The sequence below is a fragment of the Methylobacillus gramineus genome (assembly GCF_020532675.1).
In the GTDB taxonomy this organism is placed as follows: domain Bacteria; phylum Pseudomonadota; class Gammaproteobacteria; order Burkholderiales; family Methylophilaceae; genus Methylobacillus; species Methylobacillus gramineus.
The window spans coordinates 1,822,606-1,835,483 of the sequence record NZ_JAJAVE010000001.1 but is presented as its reverse complement, the minus strand read 5'-3'; the positions used below and the strand labels follow the sequence as shown (position 1 = coordinate 1,835,483).

Genomic DNA, 12,878 nt, shown 5'->3' with positions numbered 1-12,878 from the left:
CCGGATGACGGAAAGCACAGTACGTAGAGGTCGGCATCTGCTGGTCTATATTTCAGGGCACGGCTATGGGCATGTTGCACAAATAGCGCCTGTGCTTAATCAACTGCGTTTATTATCCCCGACAATCAGGCTGACGATTTGTAGTGCAGTGCCGGAAGCGTTTCTGCGCTCACGCATTGCGGTCAGTTTCAGTTATATCCGGCATGTTGCCGATTTTGGCATGCTGATGCAGTCTGCGCTTGAGGTGGACACCCATGCCAGTGTGCAGGCCTATCTTGATTTTCATGCAGACTGGGAAGCTAAGATAGTCCAGGAGGTGGCGTGGATCAAGGCGCTTGAGCCGGATGCCATTCTCAGCAATGTAGCCTATCTGCCATTGGCCGCCGCCAGCCAATTAGGCCTGCCAGCATTTGCCATGTGTTCGCTGAATTGGGCCGATGTGTTGCAGCATTATGCAGGCGACCGACCCGATATACAGGGCGTGTTGCAGCAAATACGGGCAGCCTATGCCGGTTCGCAATACTTTCTGCGTACCACGCCCTCTATGCCCATGCCATGGCTTACGCAATCCCATGAGTGCGGCCCGGTGGCGGATCTGGCCAGCAATCAACGTTCCCGATTGCTAGCTCAACTCGGTAAGCCTTCCCAAAGCCAGCAGCGACTGGTGCTGGTCAGCATGGGAGGCATCAGTACCGATATCCATCCAGAGCATTTTCCTGTGCTGGAACATGTGCAGTGGCTGTTGCCGCAACATTGGCTCAATGGCATACAGCGCGCTGATTTTCACGCGACGGAGAGTCTGGGGGAAAGCTTTTCCGATATCCTGGCCAGTTGTGATCTGGTGCTCACGAAACCTGGGTATGGCACCTTTGTTGAAGCGGCCTGCCATGGCATACCGGTACTTTACGTGGAACGAGATGGCTGGCCGGAGCAGGATTGCCTGATTACATGGTTGCAAGAATATGGGGTATGCCGGCGGTTGGTGCCACAAGCCTGGATAAGTGGGGAATTTTCTGCAGAGGTGCTGGCGCTATTGGCATTGCCCAAACCGTCTCCGGTTCAGGCAAGCGGCAATCGTGAAGCGGCGCGCTTCTTGATTGCCAGTATTGGCCTGGATCACTAATTAAACGAAATGTGCAAACAGCCAGTAAAGCGAGCCGGAAAGTAGCATTGCCATTGGCAATGTCAGTACCCAGGCCATCAGCAGATTACGGATGGTAGACATCTGCAAACCCGATTTGTTGGCTGCCATGGTGCCTGCAACCCCGGATGACAGGACTTGCGTAGTGGAAACTGGCAGACCATACATATCGGCTGCGCCAATGGTCAGCATGGCGACAGTTTCAGCTGAAGCCCCTTGGGCATAGGTCAGATGGGTTTTGCCTATGCGCTCACCCACGGTCACCACAATACGCTTCCAGCCCACCATAGTCCCCAGTCCCAATGCGATGGCGACCGCAATTTTCACCCACAAAGGAATGAACTTGGTGGCCTTGTCCATTTCCTTTTTGAATGCCATGAGGTTGGTCTTGGCATCCTCATCCAGGATGATGCTCTGATTTTTGTCTATCAGCCTGATCGCCTCTGATGCCAGGTACATATCATTACGGACGTTGGCGACCGCATCTGCGGGTACCAGCGACAGGCTGCCATAGCCCCTGACCTGGTTGCCGATGCTGCCTGTGACTGCAGCCAGTGCTGGCAGCAATGCGGGAGTAACTTCTTTGGTGCGGATGTAAGTAGAGAGCGTATCCAGTGGTTTTGCCGGAGCGGCATCGGGAGCGGCTTTGACCAGAGCATCCTGGGTGACCTGAGCCACGGCAGAAAACTGCACGGCCTGGTCGGCGGGCATGGTGCGGTTAAGTGCATAGGCCATCGGCACCGTACCTACCAGGATAAGCATGATCAAGCCCATGCCTTTTTGGCCATCATTGGAACCATGGGCAAAGGAAACACCCGTACAGGTCAGGATGAGCAGGCCACGGATCCATGGTGGCGGTGGCTTGTTGCCTTTAGGCTCGCGGAACAGTTCGCGGTTCTTGATAACAGCACGCAGGGTAAGCAATACCAATCCCGCAGCAATAAAGCCCACTAACGGGGAAAGCAGCAGGGAGTAACCGACTTTGCTGGCCTGTGCCCAATCCACGCCGCTGGTACCATCGCGGCCATGCATGAGGGCATTCGCTACGCCCACACCGATAATGGAGCCGATGAGGGTGTGAGACGATGACGCGGGCAGGCCTAGCAGCCATGTACCCAGGTTCCACAGGATCGCTGCGATCAGCAAGGCGAAGACCATGGCAAACCCTGCGCCTGAGCCAACCTGCAGGATCAGTTCAACTGGCAACAAGGAAATAATACCGAATGCCACCGCACCGCTGGATGCCATGACGCCGAGGAAGTTGAAGAATCCGGACCAGACCACGGCCACATTAGCTGGTAATGCATGGGTGTAGATCACAGTTGCCACGGCATTGGCCGTGTCATGGAATCCATTGACAAACTCAAAGCCCAGCGCAATCAGTAGGGCCAAACCTAGCAAGAGGAAAGGTAACCAGGTTTTGCTGGTGCTACCAGCTTCTGTCATGTCATTGCTTAGACTGAACACTGTAAACATTAAACCAGCCAATAACACGCTGAAAAACAGGATTTTGGTGAAGATGCCCGACTTTTTGTTGAGTTCCGGGCGCCCTTGAGCGGGCTGCTGATGGTGTAAAGTTTGGCTGTTTGTGTTCATTATGACTTTGGTTTGCGCTGGTCGTGCCAGTATTGTGCACGCGCATTGTGACACATTAGTGACAATGCGCGTGCAAGCCCACGTTGTTTTAGTGGTTTCTTTTCAGGATGAGCGACCCAGGCAGTGAATCAATTCTGCCGTTCAATCAGCATGGCGTCGCCGTAACTGAAAAAGCGGTAACGATGGTCCACTGCGTGTTCATAGGCCTGGTGCATATGATCAAAGCCTGCAAACGCGGATACCAGCATCAATAATGTACTTTTAGGCAGGTGGAAGTTGGTGAAGAGACGTTCGACCACTTGAAAGCGATAACCCGGCGTAATGAATATATCGGTTTCGCCCTGGCCCGCTAACAGCTCGCCTGAGCGTGCGGCACTTTCCAGTGCGCGTAACGCCGTAGTACCAACCGCGGTTGTCTTGCCTCCCGCAGCCCGGGTCTGGTGAATCATGTCCACGGTTTCAATCGGAACGGAATAAAGTTCACTGTGCATCTTGTGCTCGGCAATCTCATCTACACGCACAGGCTGGAAGGTACCTGCCCCCACATGTAGCGTGACATAAGCGATGTTGATGCCTTTACTTTTTAATGTGGCCAGCATGGCATCATCAAAGTGCAGGCCAGCGGTGGGCGCTGCGACTGCGCCGGGTTCACGCGCATATACTGTCTGATAGCGGTCTTCGTCTGTTTCGTCGGCGTTGTGCGTAATGTAAGGCGGCAAGGGCAGGGCGCCGTATTGATCCAACAGTTCCAGGATTGGCCGCTCATGCTCAAAGCGCAGGTGGAACAAGTCATCCTGCCGCGCGATGACTTCAATTTCTAACTCACCCGCAATACGCAGGCAGCTACCCGGTTTGGGCGCACGCGAGGCTTTAATGTGGGCAAGGGCGTGATGGGCATCCAGTACACGCTCGACCAGCATCTCCACTTTGCCTCCACTGAGCTTCTCGCCGTGCAGCCTGGCCTTGATCACGCGCGTGTCATTGAAAATCAGCAAGTCGCCAGTATTCAGTAAATCAGGCAAGTCGAGGAAGGCTTTATCCTGCAAGTTGCCTGTATTGCCATCCAGCTGGAGCAGACGGCTGCCGTGACGTTCTTTAGCGGGAAACTGGGCAATTAATTCGTCAGGTAATAAAAAGTTGAAATCAGTAGTGCGCATATTCATCAGTATTGCTATATAATGCCCGACTTGTTGCTGCCGGGGTGGCGGAATTGGTAGACGCAGCGGACTCAAAATCCGCCGCCGCAAGGTGTGGGGGTTCGAGTCCCCCCCCCGGCACCAGCATCAAGCAGTATATCTTCAAAAATTCCCTGTTTATCTCTTGTAAGTTCCAGCGTTACCCACTTGGGGTATGCAATGGATGCCGGATTATACCGGAGCTTTTCTTCGTTTCGCCTTTCGGTTTTCCTTAAATTCTTTTGCAGTTTCCCTTTCTTTCAGCATTGCTTTGGCTTTCCGTGCTTTTGTTGATTGCTTGCAGCCTTGTTTACATCTGGGGTGTCCCCTGGCGCATAGTCTTGGTTTTTTAAGCAGCCAAATGCCGTGCACGCCTGTTTCTTGCTACAATGAGACCAATTCTCATTTGGTGGGTTTCTGCTGCCACACCGCCGCGATTTCATGCAAAACACTCAGGTTCACAAACAGCGTTCATTCTGGCTCAAGCATCTTTATCGTTGGCACTGGATCAGTTCCGCGATCTGCCTAATAGGCATGCTGTTATTTGCCGCCACTGGCCTGACTCTGAATAATGCTGCGCGGATAGAAGGCAATGCACTGATTACCAAGAAGCAGGCAGAGGTGCCAGCATTGCTATTACCGCAATTACGCATATCACCTTCTGATAACGCCCCATTACCCCGGACATTGGCGGACTGGGTGGCAGGTGCCCTCGGTATTGAAGTGGGGCTTGCCCCGGCTGAATGGTCGGAAGATGAGGTATATGTTTCGTTACCACGTCCTGGGGGTGATGCCTGGCTGGTGATTGATCGTGAAACTGGCGATCTGAATTATGAGTTGACGGAGCGCGGTTGGGTATCCTATTTCAATGACCTGCACAAAGGGCGCAATACAGGTCTTGCCTGGAGCTGGTTTCTGGATGTGTTTTCCGTCATGGCGCTGATTTTTTCCATTACCGGGCTGTGCCTGTTGCATATGCATGCAGGGAATCGGCCTTTTACCTGGCCATTGGTGGCACTGGGCATGGTGTTGCCACTGGTGCTGGTGATATTGTTTATTCATTAAGGAGAAGTGATGCGACTTGCAGTGATTCCGGCCCTGGTTGCGGCCTTGTTTGCCAGTACGAGCCATGCGGCAGGACTGGATGTCAAAGTGACGGTGCCGCGTATCAATGCTGCTGAATATCACCGTCCCTATCTTGCCGTATGGGTGGAGACGCCCAACCAGGATATTGCGACCACGCTTTCCGTCTGGTACGGCAAGGATAAGTCGGAAAGCAAGGGCACCAAGTGGCTCAAGGACTTGCGTCAATGGTGGCGCAAAGGTGGGCGTGACCTGGATATGCCGCTGGATGGGGTTTCTGGCGCGACCAAGCCTGTGGGTGAACACACGCTTTCCTACACCGAAGGCAAAGGGCCCTTGAACAAACTGGCTCCGGGGGAGTATCGCCTGGTGGTGGAAGCTGCGCGTGAAAAGGGAGACCGTGAGTTGGTGCGTATTCCATTTACCTGGCCTGTGACCAAGGCAAGCTCACTCAGTGCAAGCGGTGAGCATGAGCTTGGCGCGATTAGTCTTGATCTCAAACCCTGATTTTCACCGAAGGACACTGAATATGAAACGAATGATGACTGTGCTGGCAATGGCTGCTGCCATGACGACAACCGCGGCTTATGGGCATGGATACTGGCTGCTGCCGTCCAGTACGGTACTTTCAGCCCCGCAGTTTGTCACTTTTGATGCCGCGGTTTCTAACGATCCTTTTCATTTCAACCACCGCCCTTTGCAGATTGATGAGCTGCAGATTGTGGCCCCGGATGGCAGTAAAGTGGAGCCGATCAATATCGGTAAAGGTGAATTACGGACCACATTTGATGCCAAGTTCGAGCAAAAAGGCACGTATCGACTTTCCATGTATCGTGAGGGCGTACGTGCCTCATGGAAGGAGGCTGACCAAGCCAAGCGCTTTATGGGCAAGGCCGAGGAGTTGAGCAAGCGTATTCCTGCAGATGCCAAAGAGGTGAAGGTGTCCGAGATTGCCAATCGACTTGAGGCCTATGTCAGTGTTGGATCGCCTAGCAAGCTGAAAACCAGTGGGCGTGGCCTGGAAATGGTGGCTTCCACACACCCTAATGACCTGGTCGCAGGTGAGCCACTGACTTTACAGTTCCTGGTGGATGGAGCGCCAGCTAAAGGTGTGGAAATTGAAATAGTCAGAGGGCAAACGCGTTATCGTGACCAGAAGAGCGGGCAGAAATTCACCTCGGGTCAGGATGGAAAAGTCACAGTGACCTTGCCTGAAGCCGGTATGTACTGGCTGGATGCGGATTTCAGCGATGACAAGGTCAGTGTAAAGCAGGCCAAGGAGCGTAGCCTGGCTTATGTATTGACCCTGGAAGTATTGCCGCAATAAGCATGCGCCGTGTATTGATTGCGCCACAGCTGGGGGATTTACCACGGCAGCTGCCTGGCGGGTTTGTCCATAGCCTAAGCGGGCAAACCATGGGCACCACCTGGACGGTGCGTTATGTTGCCGTGGATGATGTGTCGGGCGATCAGGTGGCAGAGGCTATACAGGCAGCGCTGGATCAGGTGAATGAGGAAATGAGTACCTGGCTTGAGCGCTCTGCGATCAGCCAGTTCAATCAGGCCGCTGCGGGGAGTTGGCATCACTTGACCCACGGGTTTGCCACTGTGCTGAAAAAAGCCATCGAGATTGCGGCCTTAACTGATGGTACGTTTGATCCCACCATCGGACCTCTGGTCAATATATGGGGGTTTGGTCCTGATTCATATCATGCCGCCTCTCAGCGCGCGCAGCCGCCTCCCATTGCAGACATTCTTTTAAATCTGGCGCGATGTGGATGGCAAAAGCTGCAATTCAATCAGTCCAATCAAACCTTATTACAAACCGGGAGTGTATACCTGGATTTCTCCGGCATTGCCAAGGGCTATGGCGTGGATCAGGTCGTGGTTGCGCTACGCACACTTGGCTTGGCGCATTTCCTGGTGGAGGTTGGTGGTGAGCTGTATGGCAGCGGAATCAAGCCTGATGGGCATCCCTGGTGGGTAGCATTGGAACGCCCCCAGCAGGAGTCTGGACTGGATGAGAACGTAGTGGCGCTCCATGGGATGGCAATCGCCACCTCAGGGGATTATCGTCGGTATTTCGAGCACCATGGCAAACGCTATGCCCACACCATTGACCCCCATACCGGTTTCCCGGTGGAACATGCGCCCGTCTCGGTTACGGTATTGCACACAAGTTGTATGGAAGCGGATGCGCTGGCCACCGCATTGACTGTGATGGGTTTGCGCCGTGGTCTGGCGTATGCCAATACCCATGGCATTGCTGCCTTGTTTATCGTCAATGAGTCAGGCAGTTTGTCAGCCCATGATTCACCTGCCCTAGCCGAGATGCTGGAGTGAGTGTGCTCATTCAGCTGATGGCGGGCTTGGTACTGGCCACTCAGGCCCACGCTGCCGTCAACAATCTTGCATTCAATCGCTGGATGACGGCACTTGCGGTGATGTTAGCTTATCTGCTGTTTTGTGCCTGGATCCACAAACGCCACAAGGCGCGTTCCCTCAGCTCTGAACAAACTATCGTAGCGTCGCCGCAGGCCATATTAGTGGCTTATGCCAGCCAGGGTGGCTTGGCCAGGCAACTGGCACAGCAGACGGTTGAATCATTGCAGGGTGCTGGTGTGACGGCATACAGTTTGCCATTGAACGAGATGGATACCAAGGTGCTGCAACAATGCCATCGTGCCTTATTCGTGGTCAGCACCACGGGTGAAGGCGATGCACCGGATAATGCCGTGGTTTTCCTGCAGCAGGTGATGGGCGAGGCGCTTTCGTTGCAAGGTCTGGAATATGGGGTACTGGCCCTGGGCGATAGTAGCTATGCCAATTATTGTGGATTTGGCCATCGTTTGGATGGTTGGTTGCAATATGCGCATGCTTTACCCTTGTTTGATCTGGTCGAGGTGGACAATGCCGATGCAGGCGCATTGCGTCACTGGCAATACCAGCTGGGCGTGCTGGCGGATAATTATGAAATGAGTGACTGGCAGGCCCCGCATTATCGCGAGTGGCAGCTGGTGCAGCGTCAGCATCTCAATCCCGGTAGTGCTGGTGCGCCTGTGTATCACCTGGCATTGAAAAGCGTTGAGCCTGATGTGCATTGGCAGGCGGGAGATATTGCCGAGATTGGTCCGCGTAATCCAGCGCATGAAGTAGACAAGGTATTACGAGAGCTGAACCTTGCACCCGATACGTTGGTGCAAGGAAGAGCATTGAGTCTGATATTAAGTGAGTGTTTGCTACCGCATGATACACATGCGCTGCAAGCTTTGAAGTCACTGGATGCAGCGGCCGTGGTCGGCAAGCTCAAGCCATTGCCGCATCGTGAATACTCGATTGCCTCCTTGCCCGAGGATGGGCAGCTGGAGCTGCTGGTGCGACAGACCATGTATGCGGATGGACGATTGGGCCTGGGGTCAGGATGGCTGACCACCTATGCAGCGCCTGGAGACTCTATTGCCTTACGCATCCGGGACAATCCAGGTTTTCATCCACCCGCACCTGATGTACCGCTGATCCTGATTGGCAATGGCACCGGTATTGCGGGTTTGCGCGCCCACCTCAAGGCGCGTGCAGCACAAGATCAGCATCACAACTGGTTGTTTTTTGGGGAACGCAATGCCTTGCATGACCTGCATTTTGGAGAAGAAATACACCAGTGGCAGGCACAAGGGGTATTGAAGAAATTCAATGCAGTATTTTCCCGGGATCAATCCGATAAGCGGTATGTGCAGGATATGGTGGCAGAGCATGCGATAGATATCAGGCATTGGGTGTGCGAGCTGCACGCCGTAATTTATATATGTGGCAGCGCTACCGGCATGGCGCCTGCCGTGCACCATGCCCTGATTGATATCGTGGGTGAGTCGGTACTCACTGCCATGACGGCAGTGGGTAGATATAGGCGTGATATCTATTAACGCGTAGAGAAATAAAAAGGCATGCCTGACCCTGAACGGGGGCTGAACGGATATCAGGCATGCAAAACTTAAATGTTAATGGCGATTTGAGGATGGTATTTGCTACGACCAATGTAGCGGCTGCATCTTAGTTCTTCATACCCCACTACGCGGTTTCTTCCCTGGCTTTTTGCGGCGTACAGTGCCAGGTCGGCTTGGGCCAGCAGTTCATTGATGCTGCGGTTTTCATAGGACTCAGTCCAGGTGGCATAGCCTGCACTGATGGAAACCGGCCTGCCGTATATCGCCTGAATCTTCAGCTGGTAAATGGCGGTGCGTAACTTCTCTGCAACCAGCCTCACGCCTTCAGGTGTACTGTTGGGCAACAGTACAACAAACTCTTCCCCCCCAAACCTGGCGACGAAATCACCGGGGCGTAGCAGGTTTTCCTGCAAGGTCTTGGCTATCCTGCACAGGCATTGGTCTCCCTTGAGATGGCCAAATTTATCGTTGAAATCCTTGAAATGGTCTATATCCAGCATGATCACCGACATGGTGCCGCCTACTCGTTGGGCGCGGCGCCATTCAGTGCCGGAGGTTTCATCGAAGTAACCTCGATTGAAAATACCGGTGAGCCCATCCTTGCAGGCTTTTTCTATCAGTTGGGAATGAGCGTCTGCCAGATCACTATTGAGGCGGCTGATTTGTAGAATCAGTACGGCAAGCAAGCCGGAGGAGGAGATCATGCTCAACATTTTTGCCATATACCAGCCGCTGCTGAATTGGGTATTGTCCACCATCATCAAGGAGGTCTGGCATAGGTAGGCGAGGGCAGTGACGGAGAGGAATGTGGTGATGACATTGTCATCGCCACCGCAGTATCGCACGATAAAAAAGGTCAATGCTGCGATGGTCCATGTGCCCCAGCCGACGATTTCACTGACAGGCTGTGCGATGGAGTTTGCAGTCAAGAGAGAAGTCAGTAGATGGCCAGAGTTGACTGCCACCATATACATGACGATACCCAATAGCGGGGCCAGCATAAACAGTATCATGCCCTTGGTCAGGCTGAGGCGGTTAAGTTGCACCGCTTGTTCCCCATATTTGCGGAACAGAATGGCAATGATAATGAACAGGGGGTAGCCAATATGCCAGCAGTGCCAGATCCAGCTGGTAGCCTGGCTGGGAGCTTCCATCATGGGAATGGGGCCAAAAGTTTCACGCTGTATCAGGAGCTCTACCAGTGCCGCCATGCCATAAAAAGCATATGCCCCCGCTAGTGGGATCAGGAAGAACTTCTTGTGAATGTTGAATTGCACCAATAGTACATAGGAGGTTACGACAGCACTGATGGCGACCATCAGGGCAATGGCGGGGAAAAAGGCGTCCATGGCTGGCCACTGCTCTGCTGCGTGCGGCATGACAAAGAGGGCGGCCGCGACTAGCAGCAGCATGAGTATGCGAGCAATCCAGAGCTGTCTGGACGATGTTGCCTGGTGCAATATGGAGTTCATTATGTCTACACCTTGATGACGGGAACGTTATATATCAGTCCCTATCATGCAGGACAGCCATGCCCAGGCATATGGTTTTGACAATTGTTGACAGTTGCCTTGCGGAAGGTGCTTGCCAGCTTAGGACGTTGATCCGTCTTGTATGCTCGGTATGGTGATGGAGAAGGTGCTGCCTTGCCCCGGAGCGCTTTCCACAGAGGCGCTGCCCTGGTGGCGTATGGCGACTGTGTGCACAAAGGCCAGGCCCAGGCCGGTGCCCTCTATCTCTGGGTGGCTTTGGTGATGAAGGCGGCTGAAAGATTGGAACAGCTGTGGTTGTAATGCTGGGTCTATGCCAATGCCTGCATCCTTGACCGAGATATGCCAGTCATTATGGGCGCACGTGATCATGCAGCTAATGGTGGATTGATCCGGGCTGAATTTGATGGCATTGCTCAGCAGGTTGGCAATGGCGCGCTTGAACAGTGTCCGGTCTATCATCGCACGCGCCTCAGTGGGCGCCTGTTCCAGCTTGATGGTGATATGACGGGAATACGCCTTGATCCAGAACTCATCAATCACCTCATGCAGCATGTCGGTCAGATTGAGGTCATGCAACTGATAATGGCCTGACTTCGCCCGTGTCAGCTGCACGAAGTTGTCTGCCAGCTCCAGTGCATTGTCCGCGTGTTTTTCTATCATGTTGAGGAGACGTTCCTCATTCTCCCCCGGATTGAATTTCTGTAGCTCGACCAGGGAAATAATGGAGGACAAGGGTGAGCGGATGTCGTGCGTGATAAAGCGGAAAGCTTCATCGCGATCTCGCTCAGCCTGCCAGAGCTGGGAAACATCGATAATGCTGAGAATCCAGCCGATATGTTGGTTGGCTGCATTCATGCAGGGAACAAACTTGATCAGCAGGTCGCGCTGCTTGGCATCACGCGCCTCAGCTGCAAGCTCTGCAGGTATCGGTTGCTGCAAGGTGTGAGCGGTGATGAGTGCTTGTTGGCTCTGTGGGTGACGGATATTGGCAATCAGATTGGTCAATTGCTGCTGATGCAGGTTTTCTGCATCGTTCGTTTCAAAATACCTCGCTGCTGCCTGGTTGCTAATACGAATGATGCCAGTGGTATCACAGATTAGCGTGGGGTCAGGCAGGCCATTAATGCTATCCGTCATAAAGCGATGCATGCTTTGCAGCTCATTGGCGGCGCCTTCGAGCGCACTGATGCGCCGGTCAAGAAAATCCTTGAAGAGTGGATTTTTTTGCGCACCAAACAACAAGTGGGAATGGGTCTTGAATGACTCAAATTCTGCTGTGAGAAAGCGGGTAGCGGTATCCAGGCGATGCCAGCTCCAGAGCGGATAAATCACGATCAGCCCCATGACACCTGCTGCTGGTGCCATCAGCAGGCCGCTTACATTGGCAATCAAGTAAGTGGAGAACAATAGCAGGGTGAGCAGGGTGACCGTGAGTAGCAGTGCCAGCAATGGGCTGAGGACATTGAATCCAATCAGTGCCAGGGCGACAAACGCCAAATTGAACAGTACATTCTGCCAGTCTGACGCCTGGTTGACGGTATGTCCGCTGAGCAGGCCTTCTACCATGTTGGCCAGAATTTCCACGCCTGGCATCAAATGGTCTTCGCCTGATACCGGTGTGGCATATTGATCACCGATACCCGTGGCGGTGGCACCCACCAGTACAATCTTGCCTCTGAAAGTATCAGCTGGCAGTTTATCTTCAATGACATCCTTATAGGAAATACGTGGGAAATAGCCAGTATGCCCTGCATAGGGAATCAGCATTTCGTGGCGGTCACGCAACTTCTCGGAGCTGCTTGGCATAAAGAGAGGGCTGCGCTCTTGATCTGTTATGGAGCTGATATTGATGGGATGCTGCGCGGTTTGCAGTATGGCCAGGCTAAAGTGGTTTACCAGCGTGCCATTGATCTCATCCTGCATATAGGTCGAGCGCACGGTACCATCGTGATCTATCTTGATATGCACATGCCCCAGGCTGGCAGCACTCTCTGCCAGCATAGTTTGAGGCGGCAGCAGGCTGGCGGTTGGGCCGGTTTGCTGGATCAGTAAGGGCAACGTGACTACACCACTATCCTGAATCGCGGCAGAGAGGATCTCGTCATCCTTGGGGTAGCGACTATCAGCTTCAGTAAACAGGATATCCAGTCCGATGGCAGCAGGCTGGTCTGCACTGATCCGCCTGACCAGTTCTGCGTGCAGGCTACGGCGCCAGGGCCAGCGCCCCAGCGATTGCACGCTGTCATCATCAATCGCAATGATGATGACTTTTTCACTCAACTCATGTTGCTGTTTTGCCGTGACAAAGTCCTGGACCAGATGATTCGCCTGCAGTAACTGGTGCTGAGGTGCCAGCAGCCCAACCAGTATCAGGATCGCCAGTGATATCAGCAGCCATAATGCCTGGCTACGCAGGTGGGAAGCCGGAAACAAGCGGAAGCGTTTCATG

The 12,878-nt window shown here is 53.5% G+C and carries 10 protein-coding genes and 1 tRNA gene; 7 read left to right on the top strand and 4 right to left on the bottom strand.

Going from position 1 to position 12,878, the window contains the following annotated elements; all coding sequences use genetic code 11:
• The first annotated feature begins 4 nt into the window (after positions 1-4).
• The gene (locus LG201_RS08550) at positions 5-1,123 is read left to right on the top strand and encodes a glycosyltransferase family protein (protein ID WP_226771732.1); all 1,119 of its coding nucleotides are present in this window, start codon (positions 5-7) and stop codon (positions 1,121-1,123) included.
• Here the strand turns inward: LG201_RS08550 and LG201_RS08545 are convergent, their stop codons facing one another.
• Both LG201_RS08545 and queA read right to left on the bottom strand, forming a co-directional pair.
• Positions 1,124-2,737: an inorganic phosphate transporter gene (locus LG201_RS08545; RefSeq protein WP_226771731.1), complete on the bottom strand. Its 1,614-nt coding sequence runs from the start codon at positions 2,735-2,737 to the stop codon at positions 1,124-1,126.
• 128 nt (positions 2,738-2,865) lie between these two features.
• Positions 2,866-3,894, bottom strand: a complete 1,029-nt coding sequence (queA, locus tag LG201_RS08540; protein ID WP_226771951.1) for a tRNA preQ1(34) S-adenosylmethionine ribosyltransferase-isomerase QueA — start codon at positions 3,892-3,894, stop codon at positions 2,866-2,868.
• A 38-nt stretch (positions 3,895-3,932) separates the two neighbouring features.
• Between queA and LG201_RS08535 the strand changes: the two genes are divergently transcribed.
• From LG201_RS08535 to LG201_RS08510, 6 genes are all read left to right on the top strand, one after another.
• Positions 3,933-4,017 (top strand) — tRNA-Leu (locus tag LG201_RS08535).
• 312 nt (positions 4,018-4,329) lie between these two features.
• Positions 4,330-4,977, top strand: a complete 648-nt coding sequence (locus LG201_RS08530; RefSeq protein ID WP_319006051.1) for a PepSY-associated TM helix domain-containing protein — start codon at positions 4,330-4,332, stop codon at positions 4,975-4,977.
• Positions 4,978-4,986: 9 nt separating this feature from the next.
• Positions 4,987-5,502 (top strand): DUF2271 domain-containing protein, encoded by a 516-nt coding sequence (locus LG201_RS08525; protein ID WP_226771730.1) that lies wholly within the window; start codon positions 4,987-4,989, stop codon positions 5,500-5,502.
• A 22-nt stretch (positions 5,503-5,524) separates the two neighbouring features.
• Entirely contained in the window at positions 5,525-6,322 is a 798-nt protein-coding gene (locus LG201_RS08520) for a DUF4198 domain-containing protein (RefSeq protein ID WP_226771729.1), read from the top strand.
• Positions 6,323-6,324: 2 nt separating this feature from the next.
• The gene (locus tag LG201_RS08515) at positions 6,325-7,338 is read left to right on the top strand and encodes an FAD:protein FMN transferase (protein ID WP_226771728.1); all 1,014 of its coding nucleotides are present in this window, start codon (positions 6,325-6,327) and stop codon (positions 7,336-7,338) included.
• A gap of 2 nt (positions 7,339-7,340) precedes the next feature.
• Positions 7,341-8,915, top strand: a complete 1,575-nt coding sequence (locus tag LG201_RS08510; protein ID WP_226771727.1) for a sulfite reductase subunit alpha — start codon at positions 7,341-7,343, stop codon at positions 8,913-8,915.
• A gap of 68 nt (positions 8,916-8,983) precedes the next feature.
• Here the strand turns inward: LG201_RS08510 and LG201_RS08505 are convergent, their stop codons facing one another.
• Together LG201_RS08505 and LG201_RS08500 are read right to left on the bottom strand one after the other, a co-directional pair.
• On the bottom strand, positions 8,984-10,408 hold the full coding sequence (locus LG201_RS08505) for a sensor domain-containing diguanylate cyclase (protein WP_226771726.1): 1,425 nt from the start codon (positions 10,406-10,408) through the stop codon (positions 8,984-8,986).
• Between the two features lie 120 nt (positions 10,409-10,528).
• Positions 10,529-12,877, bottom strand: coding sequence for a CHASE2 and HATPase_c domain-containing protein (locus LG201_RS08500; RefSeq protein ID WP_226771725.1), 2,349 nt, complete (start codon positions 12,875-12,877; stop codon positions 10,529-10,531).
• Position 12,878 lies beyond the last annotated feature (1 nt).